The sequence below is a fragment of the Chryseobacterium daecheongense genome (assembly GCF_003729955.1).
GTDB classification, from domain to species: Bacteria; Bacteroidota; Bacteroidia; order Flavobacteriales; family Weeksellaceae; genus Chryseobacterium; species Chryseobacterium daecheongense.
Genome location: NZ_RJTX01000001.1, coordinates 932,155 through 951,650 on the forward strand (window position 1 = coordinate 932,155; position 19,496 = coordinate 951,650).

The 19,496-nt window shown below is 36.9% G+C and carries 16 protein-coding genes; 1 reads left to right on the forward strand and 15 read right to left on the reverse strand.

The window, feature by feature from the left end; translation table 11 throughout:
* Window positions 1–8: 8 nt before the first annotated feature.
* From EGI05_RS04355 to dnaN, 3 genes are all read right to left on the reverse strand, one after another.
* A complete protein-coding gene (locus EGI05_RS04355; protein WP_123261828.1) occupies window positions 9–419 on the reverse strand; it encodes an META domain-containing protein in 411 nt (136 codons plus the stop codon).
* A 172-nt stretch (window positions 420–591) separates the two neighbouring features.
* Window positions 592–2,994, reverse strand: a complete 2,403-nt coding sequence (pheT, locus tag EGI05_RS04360) for a phenylalanine--tRNA ligase subunit beta (RefSeq protein ID WP_123261829.1) — start codon at window positions 2,992–2,994, stop codon at window positions 592–594.
* Between the two features lie 255 nt (window positions 2,995–3,249).
* Window positions 3,250–4,380 (reverse strand): DNA polymerase III subunit beta, encoded by a 1,131-nt coding sequence (gene dnaN / locus EGI05_RS04365; protein WP_123261830.1) that lies wholly within the window; start codon window positions 4,378–4,380, stop codon window positions 3,250–3,252.
* A 231-nt stretch (window positions 4,381–4,611) separates the two neighbouring features.
* Here dnaN and EGI05_RS04370 point away from each other — a divergent pair, with 231 nt between their 5' ends.
* Entirely contained in the window at window positions 4,612–4,968 is a 357-nt protein-coding gene (locus EGI05_RS04370) for a diacylglycerol kinase family protein (protein ID WP_123261831.1), read from the forward strand.
* A 30-nt stretch (window positions 4,969–4,998) separates the two neighbouring features.
* Here EGI05_RS04370 and EGI05_RS04375 read toward each other — a convergent pair whose 3' ends face one another.
* The 12 genes from EGI05_RS04375 to EGI05_RS04430 all read right to left on the reverse strand — a co-directional run bounded on the left by EGI05_RS04375 (window position 4,999) and on the right by EGI05_RS04430 (window position 19,463).
* A complete protein-coding gene (locus tag EGI05_RS04375; protein WP_123261832.1) occupies window positions 4,999–5,181 on the reverse strand; it encodes a bacteriocin-like protein in 183 nt (60 codons plus the stop codon).
* A 68-nt stretch (window positions 5,182–5,249) separates the two neighbouring features.
* Entirely contained in the window at window positions 5,250–5,582 is a 333-nt protein-coding gene (locus tag EGI05_RS04380; RefSeq protein ID WP_123261833.1) for a gamma-glutamylcyclotransferase family protein, read from the reverse strand.
* A complete protein-coding gene (locus EGI05_RS04385; RefSeq protein ID WP_123261834.1) occupies window positions 5,582–6,208 on the reverse strand; it encodes an SGNH/GDSL hydrolase family protein in 627 nt (208 codons plus the stop codon). Before EGI05_RS04385 ends, EGI05_RS04380 begins: the two co-directional genes overlap by 1 nt.
* 105 nt (window positions 6,209–6,313) lie before the next feature.
* On the reverse strand, window positions 6,314–10,012 hold the full coding sequence (locus tag EGI05_RS04390) for a phosphoribosylformylglycinamidine synthase (protein WP_123261835.1): 3,699 nt from the start codon (window positions 10,010–10,012) through the stop codon (window positions 6,314–6,316).
* 29 nt (window positions 10,013–10,041) lie between these two features.
* Window positions 10,042–11,004 (reverse strand): WG repeat-containing protein, encoded by a 963-nt coding sequence (locus tag EGI05_RS04395; protein WP_123261836.1) that lies wholly within the window; start codon window positions 11,002–11,004, stop codon window positions 10,042–10,044.
* A gap of 49 nt (window positions 11,005–11,053) precedes the next feature.
* Entirely contained in the window at window positions 11,054–12,481 is a 1,428-nt protein-coding gene (gene purB / locus EGI05_RS04400) for an adenylosuccinate lyase (RefSeq protein ID WP_123261837.1), read from the reverse strand.
* Between the two features lie 196 nt (window positions 12,482–12,677).
* Window positions 12,678–12,821 (reverse strand): bacteriocin-like protein, encoded by a 144-nt coding sequence (locus tag EGI05_RS04405; RefSeq protein WP_123261838.1) that lies wholly within the window; start codon window positions 12,819–12,821, stop codon window positions 12,678–12,680.
* 137 nt (window positions 12,822–12,958) lie between these two features.
* The gene (locus EGI05_RS04410; protein WP_123262571.1) at window positions 12,959–13,351 is read right to left on the reverse strand and encodes a hypothetical protein; all 393 of its coding nucleotides are present in this window, start codon (window positions 13,349–13,351) and stop codon (window positions 12,959–12,961) included.
* Window positions 13,352–13,431: 80 nt separating this feature from the next.
* Window positions 13,432–15,762: a beta-glucosidase BglX gene (gene bglX / locus EGI05_RS04415; RefSeq protein ID WP_123262572.1), complete on the reverse strand. Its 2,331-nt coding sequence runs from the start codon at window positions 15,760–15,762 to the stop codon at window positions 13,432–13,434.
* A 65-nt stretch (window positions 15,763–15,827) separates the two neighbouring features.
* Entirely contained in the window at window positions 15,828–16,535 is a 708-nt protein-coding gene (locus EGI05_RS04420; RefSeq protein ID WP_123261839.1) for a carboxylesterase family protein, read from the reverse strand.
* Window positions 16,536–16,623: 88 nt separating this feature from the next.
* Entirely contained in the window at window positions 16,624–18,015 is a 1,392-nt protein-coding gene (locus EGI05_RS04425) for a glucoamylase family protein (protein WP_123261840.1), read from the reverse strand.
* A gap of 68 nt (window positions 18,016–18,083) precedes the next feature.
* Window positions 18,084–19,463, reverse strand: coding sequence for a RagB/SusD family nutrient uptake outer membrane protein (locus EGI05_RS04430; RefSeq protein WP_228428545.1), 1,380 nt, complete (start codon window positions 19,461–19,463; stop codon window positions 18,084–18,086).
* Window positions 19,464–19,496 lie beyond the last annotated feature (33 nt).

Here is a 19,496-nt window from a genome sequence, read left to right on the forward strand (position 1 = left end):
TTATTTTTTTATTCTGATTTATTAAATTTCAATAATAATAAATTGTCCTGATATAATTCCAGCGTATTCCCGGAAATCACATATTTATTCGCCTTTCCTACCATATCCATAAAGTTCTTCTCTACGCTCATATTATCACACATCATTCTTGTAGAACCCATTTGCCCGGCAGAAAAACTACCTGTAGAAGCATCCAGTTTCACTGTCCCGAAATAATTATTGCATCCTGCATTTCCATTCAGCTTTTCTCCTTCAATATTTAATGTAGGAATTTTCCCTTTTACATTATCTGCCAACGTCCATTTTGTATTGGCTATTGATGGTTGAGATTTACCTACTTTCGAAGCGGACGAACCGGACATTGCTCCACACGATGCTAAGACCGCTGCCGCACATATACTTAAAAAAAGGTTTTTCATTTTTTTCTTTTTTGATTTAACCAAAATTACAGAAAATATACTATTTAAACGATTTTCAGCCGATTTTATAATTCTGTTAACACTTTATATTACTTTAAATAATGCTTTTGGCAAGAGATTTCGGGTAATAAAAAAGCGGGCTAAAGCCCGCTTCCATTAATATATTTTTGTATTAAGATCTTAATTCAGCATTAAATTCTTTTTGGAAAGATTTAATCAATGAATCCATAACTTCTGAAATTTCTTTTTCTTCCAGTGTTTTCTCTTCATTCAGAAGCTCAAAGCTCATGGCATAGGATTTCTTTCCTTCCGGAAGATTTTTCCCTTCATATACATCAAAAAGATTAATGTTTTTGATGAAAGGCGACTTGTTTTTCTTCGCTGTCTGATACAAATCCTGGTAATTCACATTCTTATCAATCAACAATGCCAAATCTCTTCTGATCTTGTTGAATTTCGGAATATCTTTGAACTTCAGTTCGTTTTTAGAACGCAATTCCTGAGCTAATTCCAGTTCAATTTCAGCATAGAAACATTCCTGGTCAATATCAAACTCTTTTAATAAATCAGAAGACACTTTCCCTATTCTCACCAATGTTTTTCCTTCCGTTTCATACGCTAAGGCATCTGAGAATCTCTCATCAGATAAAGCCACTTCTTTATAATCGATGGAAAGTCTTTCCAATAGAACCTTTACATATGCTTTCAGGTTGTAGAAGCTTGTCGTAGATTTTGGCTGTAACCAGTTTTCTGCTACGTCTCTTCCTGTAACCAAGATGGCCAATTGCTTTCTTTCTTCGTATTGCTCTCTTTTATGATAGATCTTCCCGAATTCAAAAAATTTGATATCCTGATTCTTTCTGTTGATATTATAGATAGCATTTTGAAGAAGCCCCTCCAATAAAGATTTTCTCATAAATGCCAAATCACTGCTTAACGGGTTCAACAGTTTCACCGCATCCGTTTCATCTTTTACAGAAGTTAATGAATTGTTCATCACTTCATTGAAGCCTAAGCTTTGTAACGTTCTTGCCCAATTGTTTTCCAACTCATCCTGATCCTGTGCATTAAGCTTTACAGGCGTAAAGGAAATCTTCTGTGGTGCATCGATTTTATTGTATCCATAGATTCTTAAAATCTCTTCAATCACGTCGATTTCTCTTGTTACATCAGCTCTGTATGCCGGAACAGAAATCTCGAAACCATTCTGAATTTCATTCAACACCTGGATTTCAAGAGCCTTTAGAATTTCTTTTACTTTTTCCCTGTGAATTTTAGTTCCTAAGATCTGCTCTATTTTTGAGAATCTTATGATCACATAGTTGTCTTCAATTTTCTTAGGATATTCTTCCAGCAACTCTCCTACCATTTTCCCCCCGGTTATTTCCTGGATCATTTTGATGGCATGAGTAATAGCTGTTCTCGTGATATTGGGATCAACCCCTCTTTCAAATCTGAAAGAAGCATCGGTATTCAGTCCATGGAATTTAGCTCCTTTTCTTACCGCTACCGGGTTGAAATAAGCGCTTTCAAGGAAAATAGTTTTGGTTTCCTCAGAAACTCCCGAATGTGCTCCACCGAATACTCCAGCGATACACATTGGGGTATTTTTACCATCCTTGATCATAATTTCAGAACCATTCAATGTTCTTTCCACCCCGTCAAGAGTTGTGAATTTAGTTCCTTCTTTTACGGTTCCTACTTTCACTTTCTTATCTGCAATTTTATCTGCATCAAAAGCATGAAGCGGCTGTCCGTACCCATGAAGGATATAGTTGGTAATATCTACTACATTATTAATTGGGCTTAATCCGATGGCTTTTAGCCTGTCTTTTAGCCAATCCGGAGAGTCTGCTACTTTTATATCTTCTACCACCGCTCCGATATATCTTGGACATAATTCGGCATCTTCAACTTCTATAGTGAAGTCATGTGTTCCTTCATTATTCAAAGGCTGAGAAGATACTTTTTCAAACTCAGATTTCTGTTTGTTGGTTGAAAGATACGCATACAGATCTCTTGCCACCCCATAATGAGACATCGCATCTGTTCTGTTCGGCGTTAAACCGATTTCAAAAACATCATCATTCGTCAATTCAAAATAATCTGCAAAGTTTTTCCCTACCTCATATTTCGTCTCATCCAGTACCATAATTCCACCATGATCCTCACTCAATCCCAATTCGTCTTCGGCACAGATCATTCCCTGTGAAATCTCTCCTCTTATCTTCGCTTCCTTGATCTCAAAGAAGTTCCCGGTTTTATCATAAATTTTAGTTCCAACTACAGCTACAGGTACTGTTTGTCCTGCTTCCACATTAGGAGCACCACAAACGATATTCAATACTTTTCCGTTGGCTACTTCAACCGTTGTCTTTTTTAGCTTATCTGCATTCGGATGTTTTTCGCAGGTTAATACTTTACCTACAACAATTCCTTCCAAACTTCCTTTTACGCTTTCGAACTTTTCTATCCCTTCTACTTCAAGGCCTATATCCGTAAGGAACTCCCCGATTCTTTCAGGTTTTATTTCTGTTTTGATAAAGTCTTTCAGCCAGTTGTTTGATATTTTCATAAATTATTTTGAAAATTTTTACTTGAATTTTTGAATGTACAAATGTCGTGTTTTTTTGAGAAATAGAGAAATTTAGAAGCGAATTTAAAGTGACATATCTTTATGAAATCTATTCTTTCGCAGATTTAGGTAATTATGCAGATATTATGTACACTGTACTAAACCGAAAGAGGTTTTCAACTTCAGATTTTATCTCCTTCCCAAAATAAAAAAGAGGTTTGAAATTCAAACCTCTTTTCGTATTTATTTTTAATATTACAATCCGATTACCGGCATTGATAACATTAAGATATTTTCGTTGTCTTCAAGACCGTCAAGAGGTTCAATGATTCCCGGCCTGTTCGGTTGTGACATTTTCATGGTGATATCATCAGAACCAAGAATCGTCAACATTTCCGTTAAAAACTTAGAGCTAAACCCGATGTTGATATCTTCTCCGTTATAATCACAAGGAATCTGCATATCCGCTTTGTTTGCATATTCCGTATCTTCTGCATGAAGGTGCAGGATATTTCCGGAAAGCTTGAATCTTACCTGATTGGTAGATTTGTTGGACATGATGGATGCTCTTTTAATAGCACCTAACAGAAGATTTCTGTTGATCGTCAATACATTTGGGTTTTCTTTTGGAATTACCGCAGTATAATTAGGATATTTTCCATCGATCAATCTACAGATCCAGATATGTTTCCCGAAAGTAAACTTCGCCATATTCTCATTGAATTCGATGGTAACATCATCACTCGAACTTGCTAAGATATTTTTGAAAATTGTTAGAGGCTTTTTAGGCATGATGAATTCCATCGGTTCTACATTCATCAGATCAGTTCTTTTATACACTACTAATCTGTGAGAATCTGTGGAAACGAAATTGGTTTCATTTTCGCCAAACTGGAAAAGTACCCCTGTCATTACCGGACGAAGAGAATCGTTACTTGTTGCAAAAAGGGTGTTCGTTAATGCCTCGGATAAAACTCCTGCAGACATGGTTACACTTTGAGCGGCATCAAATTCCGGCAATTCAGGATAATCATCCGCATTATCCAGTGCTACTGCGAAGTTGTCTTTTTCATCCAAAATCTCTAACTGGCTTCCGGTTCCTTCCGCATTATCTTTTACAGAAAACGTTAAAGGCTGTTCGCCATAGGTTTTGATAAAATCCTGAAAAATCTTAGCAGGAACGGCAAATTTCCCAGAATCTTCAGACTTCACCTCAAGAGAAGTCACAAGAGTTGTTTCGCCATCAGATGCTGTAATGGTAACATTATTTTCGTTTAACTCAAAAAGGTAGTTTTCTAAAATAGGTCTCGATTGAGAGCTTGATATTACGCCACTTACAGTTTGCAAAGCCTTCTGCAGTTCACCACTTGAAATAATAAATTTCATAGATTTTAATAATAAGTTTTTACAAATATAATAAATAGATGCAAGAAAGAAAAAAATAATATCTATGAGTTTTTAACAAAGTTCATTAGTCTGTTTTCAAACCAGATATCAGGGTTCAAAATTCCTGTAACGGAATATTTTCCTTTCTAAAATTAAGTAAAATTACCGGAATTCAATAATTAAAAACAATTCATTGCCCGACAAGTTTTATATTTGCTTAAAAATACACTCATGCGAAAACCGCCTGTTCATCATAGTATTTTCAACGCTTTCCGGGGTGTTTTCCTGATGCTGAAAAGTGAAAGGAATTTCCAGATTGAGGTTGTTGCTTTTTTTATCAATCTTTTCCTGATTTTTTATTTAAACCTTTCTACCGTCGATACTGCACTCGTCCTCATTGTTTCTTTCGGTGTTTTAAGTGCCGAAATTTTTAATACTGCGATCGAGAAGATCTGTGATATCGTTCAGCCGGAGTTTGATAAAAGAATCGGCTTTATTAAAGATATCTCAGCCGGAGCCGTTTTGCTGATGACCCTTGCTTCTGTGATCGTTGGAATTATTGTTTACTGGAAATATATTTTTAATTAAAAAAGCATTCCCGGGAGAATGCTTTTATTGTCAGGAACAGTATTGATCCCATGATTCCGGGGTTAAACAACCGTCAAATTTTGCGCAATAAGAAATATATGGCGGTGTACTGCAATATCCGTTTTCATCTGTTGGATAAATGATCAATGATAAACCTGATCCCCCTTTTACATTTTTCAGTTCTTGTCTTCCAAGTTTTTTTAAATTTTTCATATTCAATTGAGATTTGTGAATGATAAAGGTAGCAATTAATTCAATATATCACATTACTTGGAAAAATATTACTTTGCAACATATATAAATCCTTTCTTTCCCGATTTAAAAACAGTTTCAATCCTTTTATAATCATCCACTTCGTATTCATCGGCCTGAAGAATTTCTTCGTCGGTAACTTCAAATAATATTCCTTCTATTTCGTCCTCGGTATTTCCGGAAAACTCTAAAATCGGGTGATATTTCTGATTGCTTTTTCGCAGTACTTCAGGATCAGTAACTTCCAGCATCTTTAGCCGATACCCTGTTAAAATATCTCTTTGTCCGTTTAGCAACCGTCCAAAAGTCTCCATCTGCACCTGTTCTTTTTGCAGCGTTCCGTAAGAAAACAAATAAGGCATTATAAGTATTTTTCAATGATTGGTATTACTATTTCCGCCATCATTCCATATCCTTTTTCATTAGGATGAACGCCGTCTCCGGAAAGTAAAATTTCTTTATCTTCTAACAATGCAGTATAAAAATCCACATAGGTGAGTGCATTGTCAATGGCAATATCCTGAAGAATCTGATTATATAACAGCACATCATTACTTTTCCTCATTTTTCCGGTCGCTGAAACCACCCCGTCTAATTTTGAGGAAAAAGGCAAAATGCTTACCAGGTAAATATCCTGAGAAAATTGTTTAGCATGTTGAATAGCTGTCAGAATATTACTTTTGAATTGCTCAGGTTTCACCAGTTTCTCTCCTTCTTTGGCAGCCAGATCGTTGGCTCCGTAGGCTATAAAGACAATATTTCCATCAGCAGCATTTCGTGCGCTTAATTCGTGGGGAATTCTTTTTATCAATCCTTCTGTCGTTTCGCCACCAATTCCCAGATTAAAAAGAATAAGCTCATCTTTTCCTTCATGAAATTGCTGTAATGCATATCTTTTCAGAATATCTACCCAGCCACCGAAAACTCCGTCATATTCTCCGTACGTAATGCTGTCGCCGAAGAATAATCCGTACCTCATTTTTTTCATATGTTTTTTAAATATTTTGCTCAAATTTATGGAGAAAAAGAATGCTAATACATAAAATGACTGCCATTACTGACAGTCATTTTCTATACTTGTTATTACTATTTCTTATTTGAAATACTCAACTCCGTTTTTGAAGACGTTGTGATAGTTCGCTGTCGGAATGTTTTTCATTAAGCCTTCTGCAAAACGTTCAGGGTGTCCCATTCTACCGTAAATCTTACCGCATGTACTGGTGATTCCTTCAATTCCGAATAAAGAGTTATTTGGATTGAATGGCATTCCATGAGCAATATTTCCATCAAAATCAATGTACTGCGTTGCTACCTGTCCATTTTTGTACAGCTTTTCAATTTCTTCCTGAGAAGCCATGAAACGTCCTTCTCCGTGAGAAATCGGAATCGTGAATACCTGATCTTTCATTCCTTTCAGCCACGGACTTTCATCATTCACCACTTTTACGTTGACCATCTGAGAAATGTGTCTTCTGATGGCATTGTGAGCTAACGTCGGGGAATTTTCATCTAAGTCTTTAATTTGTCCATAAGGCAATAATCCGGATTTAATCAAAGCCTGGAAACCGTTACAGATCCCGATGATCATACCATCTCTTTCTAACAGATCGTGAACCGCATTTTTCATTTTTTCATTCTTCAAAACGTTCACAATAAACTTAGCAGAACCATCCGGTTCATCCCCTGCAGAGAAACCTCCGGAGAACGCTAAAATCTGGGACTGTTTAATTTCTTCCACCCATGCGTCGATGCTTTCATCCAACAACTGATGGTTGATATTTTTTAACGGTAAACTGTTGACAATAGCACCTTCTTTTTGGAATGCATTCAACGTTTCGTACTCGCAGTTTGTTCCCGGGAAAACCGGAGCGAAAACTCTCGGCTGAGCAATCCCGTGTTTTTTAATGATGATATTTCTTGGGGTAACTGAATTTAATTTCTCATCGATTTCAACCGTAATTTTCTCTTTTTCAATGGTTGGGAAAAGGTTCTCAAATGTTTTTGTATTAACATCAAGTAATTTTTCGATTTCAAACTCAAAATCACTGATTTTCAAAACATTTGAATTTTTAACTTCACCAATCAATTGAAGGTTTACAGAATTCAATTCCTCTGTAGATTCTATGATTAAACTACCGATATTTTTAGCTAATAATGTGCTTTCATCAGCTCCATTAATTTCTGCACCCAATTTGTTTCCGAAACTCATTTTCGCTAACGCTACGGCTACACCTCCTTCTTTGATTGTTTTAACTGAAACTATTTTTCCAGCTTTGATATTTTCAAAAATGAATTCAAAAACAGCTTTTAAACTTTCATAATTGGGAAGCCCGCTTTCCTGCGGAATATGGTTGAAGAAATAGATTTTATTTCCGGCCTGTTTAAATTCCGGAGAGATGATATTTTTCTTTTCACCATTTGCACAAGCGAATGAAATTAACGTCGGGGGAACGTTCAGATCCTGGTAGGTTCCACTCATGGAATCTTTCCCTCCGATTGCTGCTAAACCAAGATTAATTTGAGCGTCATAAGCTCCTAAAAGCGATGCTAATGGTTTACCCCATTTCTCAGGATTCTGGCCTAATTTCTCAAAATATTCCTGGAAGCTTAATCTGATATTTTTATAATCGCCTCCCATCGCAACGATCTTCGCTACACTTTCCACTACCGCATAAGATGCTCCCAATAATGAGTTCTGCTTGGATATTTCGGCATCAAATCCCCAACTCGCTAAAGAAACCGTTTCGATGTCTTTAGCTCCTAAAATAGGCAATGTTTGAGCGCATCCCTCCATTAGGGTCTGCTGGTATTTACCTCCTAAAGGCATTGCAACGGTTGTTCCTCCAACGGAAGAGTCAAACATTTCCAATAATCCTTTCTGGGATGCTACATTTTTGTCTGCTAAAATCTGTAAGAATGCTTCTTCTGTGAAAGACTGGTTGTCAGCTTTCACTTCTTCAAGATGTGTGATTTTCACTTCCTGATTTTTAGAGCACCCATTGGTATTCAGGAATTCTCTTGAAAGATCAACGATCTTGTCTCCTTTCCAGAACATCTGCATTCTTCCGGAATCGGTCACTTTTGCCACTTCTACAGCGACAATGTTCTCTGCTTCGCAATATTTGATAAACTGTTCTTTATCTTTCGGATCAACAACTACCGCCATTCTTTCCTGAGATTCGGAAATTGCAAGTTCGGTTCCGTTTAATCCTTCATATTTTAATGGTAAAACGTCTAAGTTGACTTCTAATGAGTCTGCAATTTCTCCAATCGCTACAGAAACTCCTCCTGCTCCAAAGTCATTGGATTTTTTGATCAACTTCGTTACTTCAGGTTTTCTGAATAGTCTTTGAATTTTTCTTTCTTCTACGGCATTTCCCTTCTGAACTTCTGAACTCATGGTATGAATAGAGGTTTCATCCTGTTCTTTTGAACTTCCGCTTGCTCCCCCAACACCATCACGGCCAGTTGCTCCTCCTAAAATGATGATAGAATCGCCATTGGCAGGTTTTTCACGTCTCACCCAATCTACAGGAACAGCCCCGGTAACAAAACCTACTTCCATTCTTTTGGCTTTATATCCTTCATCATAGATCTCAGAAACCATTGTTGTAGCCAAGCCAATTTGGTTACCATAAGAAGAATATCCGTTGGCAGCTTGTTTTGTAATGGTTTTTTGAGGCAATTTTCCAGGTAGAGTCTGATCAACCGGTTCTAATACATCTGCCGCTCCCGTTAACCTCATTGCCTGGAAAACAAATGATCTTCCTGATAACGGGTCCCTGATAGCTCCTCCAAGACATGTAGAAGCTCCACCAAACGGTTCAATTTCCGTCGGGTGATTATGGGTTTCGTTTTTGAATAGCAAATACCATGGTTCTTTTTTACCATCGTATTCCGCTTCGATCTGGATGGTACAAGCATTGATCTCGTCCGAAACAACAAGATTTTCAAGCTTTCCGGTTTTATGGAAATATCTTCCGCAAACGGTTGCCAAATCCATTAAGGAGATTGGCTTTAATTCACGGCCTAAGAATTTTCTTTTTTCGATATAATCATTGAAAATAGTTTCCAATGTGTGTTTGAATTTTCCTTCAAACTGAATATCTGACAATTCCGTTTCAAAAGTAGTGTGACGACAGTGGTCGCTCCAATACGTATCTAATACTTTTAACTCAGTTTCCGTAGGGTTTCTTTGTTCTGTCTTGAAGTATTCCTGAATGAATTTCAGGTCGTCCAATCCCAAAGCAAAACCATGATTGTTGTAGAAGCTTTCCAGTTCAGCATCATTGAAGCTGATGAAATTCTCATGCACGATCACTTTTGAAGGCTGCTCTTCCGCAGGAATGTCCAGAATAGTAAGGTCTTTTTCCTGAGATTCTACTTTATTGATCAATAGATCTTTGATTTTAGCTAAATCTGTTTCTGAAACTCCTTCAAACTCGATCAGCTTTCCACTTCTTACTTTTGATTTTTCATTCTCCGTCAATAAAGCAATACATTGTTGTGCTGAATCTGCACGCTGATCGTATTGGCCAGGCAAAAATTCCATGGCGAAATGAATGGTTGTTGACGGATTTTCTGTGTGAAGGATATCAGTAACAGGATCTACGAATGTACTGTTGACCACTTTTTCAAATTCTCCATCATTCAATCCGAAAATATCGTATACATTGTACACTTTTACGGTTTTCACGGACGGTACAACCGCTTTTACTTCATCAAAAATTTTTGGACTTTCTACATCGAAAATTCCTCTTTTTTCTACGAAAATTCTTTTGTTATTAGACATTAGATGTCAGATATTAAATATTATTAGACTTATTTATTAAATTTATTGGGGTTATCCGGATGCTCTTTCTGATATTGTATGGCCGCTTTTATTTCTTTTTTCAGCCATGTTTCAAAAGGAGTCTTTTCATCCTCATCAAAAAAGCTCACTTCATATACTTTTTTGCCGTCTTCCGAAACTATAAACTTCATTAAACTTGTTGAGTACTTATTGTAATCGTACGCATAGACCTTATAATAAGGAAAGTTTTCTTTAGGTCTTTCTACAATCTCGAAGAACAATTTCTTCTCATTTTCAGACAGCTTTGGGTAGAAGTTCACATAATGCAGATCTGATAACAACTTGTTCTGCCTTTCGAAAAACTGAAGGATATTCTTCTCCTTTTCATTGTACCCGAATGGATATGGATAATATTTTCCATCCAGTTTCACATCTTTCTCAGATTTCTTTGCTATAGGCTGTACAATTTCGCCTTTGAAATTCATTACGCCCCATGTCCCGCCTACGATTGCTTTATGTTCGTCCTCTGTTTTCTCCCAATCACATCCGTCGCAAAAAGCAGCATATCCATAATTAAAAGGAGAAACAAAATCATGTTCAGGTTCAATAACCACTTTTCCGTTTCTGTCTGCAAACCCTACTTTCCCGTTTTTAACGAATCTTTGTACTCCTTCTTCAAAAAAATCGGCACCATTATCATAAAAATAAGGTCTGTATAAAAAGTTTCCTTTTCGATCATAGACATATCCCCACATATTCTTTTCATGACCTACATCTTTTTTCCAGCCGTCAAAAAAAATGGTATTTCCTTTTACGGGATCTCCATCTTCGAGTATTGAATAAATTCTAAACTGTGCCGGAACAATGATTTCTCCCTTCTGATTTTTCACCCCAACCAAAGTATCTTTTGTGATAAAATACCTCAACACTTCTTTTTCCTGTGAGAAAGCAAGCATCGGTATCCATATGATCAGCAAAAGTAATTTCTTCATATTCTTTGGTTTGAAAAAAAATATGCAGCCGAAAAGACTGCATACGATATTATACTTTAAGATCAGCCTCTAATCCTATCAGGTCCTTGTTCTGGTCCAAAATCGGCTGAACTTCATTTTTAATGAATTCTTCCGTCTGAATCGGAGCAAACCCGATAAAGTTTTTAGGGTCTAATACTTCTTTTAATTTTGATTTATCCAGTTTTAAAGAATCGTCGTTTAAGATTCTTTCAATCAGGTCATTTTCTTTTCCTTCTACTTTTACCTGCTTGGAGGCCTCCATGGAGTGAACTCTAATCACTTCGTGGATTTCCTGGCGGTCTCCTCCCGCTTTTACTTCTTCCATGATGATGTATTCCGTCGCCATGAAAGGGAGTTCTTCTTCAATATGTTTATTAATTCTGTTCGGATATACCACAATTCCGTTCATGATGTTGTTCCAGATCAATAGAATAGCATCAACCGCTAAGAAAGCCTGAGGAATCGTTAATCTTTTGTTGGCAGAATCATCCAATGTTCTTTCAAACCATTGTGTAGAAGCTACCATTGCAGAACTTGTGGTTAAAGACATTACATATTTCGCCAACGCTCCGATTCTTTCGCTTCTCATTGGGTTACGTTTGTACGCCATTGCGGATGAACCGATCTGGTTTTTCTCGAATGGTTCTTCAATTTCTTTAAGGTTTTGAAGCAAACGTAAATCATTGGTGAATTTATGGGCTGACTGAGCAATGTTTGATAATAAAGCCACCACTTTAGCATCAATTTTTCTGTCGTAAGTCTGACCAGAAACTCCAAACACTTTATCGAAACCGAATCTTTTTGAAAGCTCTTTATCTAAGTGTTTTACTTTAGAATAATCTCCATTGAAAAGCTCCAAGAAACTTGCAGCAGTTCCCGTAGTTCCTTTTACCCCTCTGAAACGCAATGTTTCAAGGAAGAAATCAAGCTCTTCGATATCCAGAACTAAACTTTGCAGCCAAAGTGTTGCTCTTTTACCTACTGTTGTTAGCTGTGCAGGCTGAAAGTGAGTAAATCCTAATGTTGGAAGGTCTTTATATTGAATCGCAAAGTCTGCTAAACTTTTGATCACGTTAACCAACTTTTTCTTGAGAATCAAAAGTCCGTCACGAATCTGAATTAAATCTGTATTATCTCCTACAAATGCCGAAGTAGCTCCCAAATGGATAATTCCTTTTGCTGAAGGCGCCACATCACCATAGGTATGAACGTGAGCCATCACATCATGACGGAATTTCTTCTCATATTCAGCAGCTTTATCGTAATCGATGTTTTCAGCATTAGCTTTTAACTCAGCAATCTGCTCATCTGTGATTTCAAGACCTAAGTTTTTTTCGATTTCAGCAAGAGCAATCCAAAGCTGTCTCCAGGTACGGAATTTGTTATTATGTGAGAAGTTAAATAACATTTCTTCACTGGAATAGCGCTCTTCCAATGGATTTTTGTAGGAATTCATTCTTTCTTTTACTTTTTAGATATGCAAAAATAAGGTTTTTCGGTGAGAGATAAAAATTGGGGATTGTACTTTTTTGATTTGGTTGAGAAGGTTCATTTTTCTCGCTGATTTGAGCGGATTACGAAGATTCTAAAACAAAAAAGCCGCCCACAGACGACTTTTGTTTTTGATTATAATAATCTAATATTTTTTAAGATTATTCAATTGAAATACCGCAGTCTGATCCCACAGGAATACATTTTCTCAGCACTGAACACCAGTAATAGCCTGGTAAACATTGAGGAATACCTCCATACACTGTTTTCAATTCTTTTTTTGTAAGTTTTTTTAGATTTTTCATATTAATGATTTTTAGTTTTTCCTACTCTATGTGCTTTTCGGATCCCGCATAATTTGGTAAAACCAATATACACATTTTCAACTGAGTAACATAAAAAAATCCGTTCAAAAGAACGGATCGGTAATTTATTTTAATTTTTACTGATAAATCACAACATTATCTTTTTTGAGCTGATACCCGGTTTTCTTGTAATGAACCAAGGTATATTTTCCATTTTTCCAGGTTTTACTGGTACTTCTTCCAAATTTAGTAAGGATCAGGCTTCCGGAATTGGTATCGGGAAGAAAAATTTCCGCCTGATTCATGTCTTTGCTAAAAATAACAGCAGTCATAGAAGTGGAACTTCCTTTCGGTTTTACTTCATTCAATTTGATTTTCTGCTCAAAAAGTCTCACGCAGTCTTTCTTAACCTGAGAATAGGTATACCCCGCAGAGCCAATACATCCGTGTGAATCTCTGTCTCCTCCTACTTTTTGTGCGAAAGTTAACGTACCCAGGAACATAGCACTTAATAAAATTGTTTTTTTCATATTTCTTGTATTAGTCAGAACAATATTAGTAAAAATCATACCAAGATAAAAGCCATTCAAAAGAATGGCTTTTATCTATTTTATTTGCTCCAGTTGATTTTTGAATGTTTCACTTCATCGGAATTGGTTCCGATCATGATGTCAAATTCTCCTGGTTCCCAATCGTATTTTAATTCTCCGTTGTAGAATTTCAAACTTTCCGGGGTAATCTCGAAGGTTACTTTCTTAGATTCCCCTTTTTTCAGGAATACTTTCTGGAATCCTTTCAATTCTTTTACTGGTCTTGTAATGGTTCCTACCATATCTCTGATGTATAGCTGTACCACTTCTGCTCCATCATAGTTCCCGGAATTGGTTACCGTAACAGAAGCCTGAATAGTTTGATTTCCTTTCGGATTGGCATTGGAAATAGCGATATCAGAATAATTGAATTTCGTATAGCTTAATCCATAACCGAAAGGATATAATGGTGTGTTACACTCATCCATATAGTTGGAACGGAATCTTTCATAAACACATTTGTCCACTTTATCCTGAGCTAAGGGACGTCCGGTATTTTTAGCATTGTAATAAATAGGAACCTGTCCTAGGCTTCTCGGGAAGGTCATCGGAAGTTTTCCCGAAGGATTTACTTTCCCGAATAATACATCTGAAATAGCATTTCCGGCTTCAGAACCCGCAAACCATACATTCAAAATAGCATCAGGAGTATCTTTGATGTTCGTTAACGCTAAAGGACGACCTGTGAAAAGCACTACTGCAATTGGTTTTCCTGTTTTCTTCAATTCATTTAAAAGGTCAACCTGAGATTGCGGGATGGTAATTTCAGTTCTTGAAGAAGATTCTCCGCTCATTTCAGCGGATTCTCCGATGGCAAGGACAATAACATCCGATTTATTGGCTACATCTACGGCCTCTTTCAATAAAACTTCTTTGGAACGGTTGTCTCTGTCTGTTTTTTTACCATGAGCAGCATAGATATCTTCCAATTTTGCGTCATAATCAATATTAGCACCTTTTGCGGAAAGGAATTTCACTTCTTTTCCGAAATTGGCCTGAAGTCCCTGCATTAAGGAAACAGCTTGATCATGTTTAGCTGCAACACTCCACGTTCCGGCCATATTTAATGAATTATTTACCAAAGGACCAATGACAGCCACAGTTCCTGATTTTTTCAAAGGAAGCACCTGGTTTTCATTTTTCATTAAAACCATCGACTGTGCTGCAACATTTCTGGCAATGTTGCGGTTTTCCATATTGTAAACTTCCTTAGCAGCCAGTTTTGCATCTCCGTAACGGTATGGATCATCAAATAATCCCAAATCATATTTTGCTTCAAGGATTCTTCTTGTTGCCGCATCTATTTCAGCCTGGGTAACTTTTCCTTCATCTAGTGACTTTTTCAACGTTTTTAAGAAGCCTTCTCCTACCATATCCATATCAATTCCAGCCTTTAAAGCCAATGCAGAAACCTGCTGAAGGTCACCCATTCCATGCTCGGTCATTTCATTGATCCCAGTATAGTCTGTTACTACAAATCCTTTGAAGCCCCACATTTTTCTAAGAACTTCAGTCTGAAGCCATCTGTTTCCTGTTGCCGGAACTCCGTCTACTTCATTGAAAGAAGCCATTACAGAAGCTACTCCCGCATCAACAGCAGCTTTATAGGGGGGAAAATATTCGTTGAACATTCTTACATGGCTCATATCTACAGTGTTGTAATCTCTACCCGCTTCACCGGCTCCATATAATGCGAAGTGCTTTACGCAGGCTAAAATAGTACTACTAAGGGATAGGTCCTTCCCCTGATAACCATATACCATATTTTTAGCGACTTCACTTCCTAAATACGGATCTTCCCCTGATCCTTCGGAAACCCTTCCCCATCTTGGTTCACGGGAAATATCCACCATAGGCGAAAACGTCCAGTTGATCCCGTCCGAAGAAGCTTCTTTAGCTGCTACTCTTGCAGATTGCTGTACCAAGTTCATATCCCATGAAGCGGCTAAACCTAACGGAATCGGGAATGTGGTTTCATATCCGTGGATCACATCCATTCCGAAGATCAATGGGATTTTTAAACGGCTTTTTTCTACCGCAACTTTTTGAACGGATCTGATTTTATCAGCTCCTTTTATATTGAATAGTCCACCCACTAAACCTTGTTCTACTTTTTTCCCGATATCAGAGCTTTGAGCCTGCCCTGTGGTAAAATCTCCGGAAGTCGGTAAATTCAGCTGTCCGATTTTTTCATCCAAGGTCATTTTAGATAAAAGATTTTCTACAAAAGCTTTTCTTTTTGCCTGGTATTGAGCGGTCTGATAGGACTGAACCGGTTTTGTTACCATTTCCTGTGCCGAAAATACAGGAGCTAGTGCTAAAGCCGCTATTACAATTAACTTTTTACTCATAACTTCTTCATTTTTTATTGGATTCATGAATTTTCAATTTCATGAATCTGTCTTCTTAATTTTTATTATTTAGGTTTCTTTTGTGACAACATCCACTCATAGAATTTAGGATCCGAGTAAGTGGAATCCCAGGAATTATGATTATCATCCGGGAAAATAGTTAAACTTGCGGTTGGATTTACTTTTTTCACTGCCTGATACATATTGATGGAATTAATGGGTGAAACAATATCATCATTCCCTCCATGGAAAATTTTGATAGGCAGGTTTTTAAATTGGTCCACATTCGCTTCCATCACGCGATCCGAAGGCGCACAAACAGGAGCTATTGCGGCGAACATTTCCGGATGTTCCATCGCCAGTTTCCAGGTTCCCCAACCTCCCATGGAAAGACCGGTAAGATAAATTCTGGATGCATCAATTTTATATTTGGACTGAATTTCTTTAATTAACTGATACAAAGTCTCTGTATTCCACCATGAATTGGCAGGACATTGCGGTGCTAAAATAGCTACCGGTTCTTTGATCAGGTTTTTATAAGTGAACGGACTGTGTGCTTTTACCAGCTCAAGATTGTCTCCTCTTTCTCCTGAGCCATGAAGAAATACTATCAGGGGAACATTCCCTTTTGTTTTCTGAGGATAATCCAATATATAAGATATTTTTTCAATCTTTTTAACTTCTTTGTTAAGCTCCGCTTTTATTTCCTGTGCCTGTAAGCCCATGCAAAATGGCAAAAAAAGAAGTGCTATATGTTTCAGTTTATATTTCATACTAGGTTTTAGATTTTGGCTAAAGCCTGATTAATATTGTTTTTTTAAACGGTTAAAATCTGTCTCTTTGATGGATTAAAATTTCAAGCTATTTTATTCCATACTTTGTTGATTTGAAACTTAATTTTTTTAATCCTTGTTGAATTTCCGGCGCATTCATGAACAATTTCCATAAAAATCCGGTTCTATAGTTTTCTATCATTGGAGCAATGGTACCCTGATCAATCGCTAAATATCTTGGTGTAAACCAATTGTCATAGTTGATAGAAGTAGCATCATATGGTCCTGCTGAACCTATAAATTGAGGTTTTTGAGTATATATGAATCTCAGGAAATCCATAGATTCTTTTGGGGTATATGGAAAACTGCTTAAAGCCGCCGTAGGAGTAATTACTCCGTTATCATTAGATGGCATATGTGCAGTATAGCCTGTTCCTCCATCATCATTTCTAGTATAGCTTGCTGTTAATCCCCAATAGTTAGGACCATAACCTTTCCATTGTTTTGGATTCTCAACGCAATATTTATAATCTATAAGAACCTGATTTTTATTCAGGTCAAAATAATTCTTCACCAATTTATCAGATAATCCCGTAGGATCCAGACCTATATATGAATAGTGTGCCCAGAATAAAGGTCCCCCATATTCTTCTGCGTAGTTATGTTTCACATATAATGGTAACCCATATTTTGTTTTATCCGTAAGATAAGTTCCGTTTCTTGTCCAACCTTTATAATAAGTTTCCGCATCGATGGAGTAAGTAGGTGATGAAGCCGCTAAAATATAAGTAATCAAACATTCGTTATAGCCTTCAAGCGGAAAGTTCATTTCCCATTGATACTCGGGTGACCAATGCCAGTACAATACTTTTTCACCGCCTTTGGTATACCAGTTCCACTGGATTCCTTTCCATAACTCATCACACTTTTGAGCAAGTGTTTTTTCTTCTGCATTTCCGTTTTTAAAATATTCACGGACCATTAAAATCCCCGAAGTCAAAAATGCAGTTTCCACCAAATCTCCGCCATTATCTTTTTTTCCGAAAGGAACCGTTTTTCCGGTTTCTCCATTGATCCAATGTGACCATGCACCTTTATGGCGGTCTGCTTTAGCCAGGAAATCCATGATTCTGGTCAATCTTTTTACGGCATCTTTCCTTGGAACGAAACCCCTTTCCACACCAACCAAAATTGTAGCCAAACCAAATCCTGAACCCCCTGTAGTAATTACATGTTTATCATTATCAGGGTAAATATTATCTTCATGATAACGCTCTCTTCCCAACATTGAATTCGGCTCTGCATAATCCCAGAAATACTTCAATGCATCTTTTTGCACTTTGTCCATCAATTGCTCATCTGTAATATTACTTTTTACAACCTGATGCTGAACTGTATCCTGTTTTGAATTTTGAGAATTCTTGCATGAATATGCAAAAAACAATGCTGCCGTACTTACTGATAATAGTATCCTTTTCATTATATCATTATTTTAAAATCCTAAAAGAAGAGGAGAACTTTCATTCTCCTCTAGGTTTTTAAGTTATTTTAATATCCGGGGTTTTGCGTTAAAACACCGTTACTTTGATTAATAGAATTTAATGGAATCGGGAATAATTCATTCTTTCCAGGTGTAAATCCATATGAGGCAAGTACTGTAGCTGCTTGTCCGGTTCTCACTAAATCTACAAAACGATCTCCTTCCAAAGCAAGCTCTACTCTTCTTTCATTCCAGATTGCGGTTCTCAAAGCAGCTTGAGTAGTAGCAGTAGTATTTGCTAATTGAGCTCTGGTTCTGACTTTGTTAAGATTTGTAATAGCTGTAGCTGTATTACCTAGTTCATTAGCTGCTTCAGCATTAATCAGTAATATTTCAGCGAAACGTAAAATCCGAATATTCTGAATAGAACCGTAACCGCAAGCATTATTGTTTAAAGCTTTAGGAACATATACTTTCTGGTTATAAGTATCCACAGATAACGGATCACCTTTCTGAATAAGGTCACCTTCAGGAGTAGTTTCTCCATTTCTAAGTATTGTTAGTTCCTTTCTTATATCTCCTGCTTCAAACGCATTTTCCAAAGCCTGGGATGGTGTAAAGAACCCCCAACCAAATTGATTTCTAACCCCTTGAACCTCAGCATATTGACTACCTCCATATTGAGATGAACATTGGCAATTTACTTCAAATATCGATTCCGTACCAAATTCTCCAGCTGGTCTAAACAAATGGTTGAAATCCGGATCCAAAGAATATCCCATGGAAATAACTTGATTAGACGTATCGTAAGCTTTTTGCCAATCTTTTTTGTATAGATATACTTTTGATAATAGTCCTAAAGCCCCACCTTTTGTAACTCTTCCAAGATCACTTGCAGGATAGGTTTGAGGTAAAACAGCCGCCGCCGCTGTAAGGTCTGAAATTATAAAATCATAAACTTCATTAATACTATTTCTTGGAATATTATAATTAGCTTGAAGGCCATCATAAATAGGAACCCCACCATAGATTCTTACCAAATTAAAATAGAAGTATGCCCTTAGCATTTTAGCTTCAGCAATTAATCTATTTTTCAATGTTGCGTCCATTTCTATATTAGGTACATTGGTAATTACCTGATTACATCTGTTCACTGCTTGCCATTGACCAATCCAATACCCCTCTACCCCTCCATCACTTTGGGTATAAGTAAAGTTATCATAAACATTAATAAAAGAAGCATCACCAGGATTTGATCCCTTTATAACGTCATCTGCTGGTACTCCAAATACATATTGATAAGGGAAGGCAGAATTTTCCCAACTTCTTAGAAAACTATAGATTGCACTAGTTGCCTGTATAGCATCTTCTTGCGTTTTAAAAAACGCTGAAGCTTCTACTACTCCTTCCTGTTTTATATCTAAATAATCATCTTTACAGCTCGTCACAAATACTAACAGCGTGATTGATAAAAATATTTT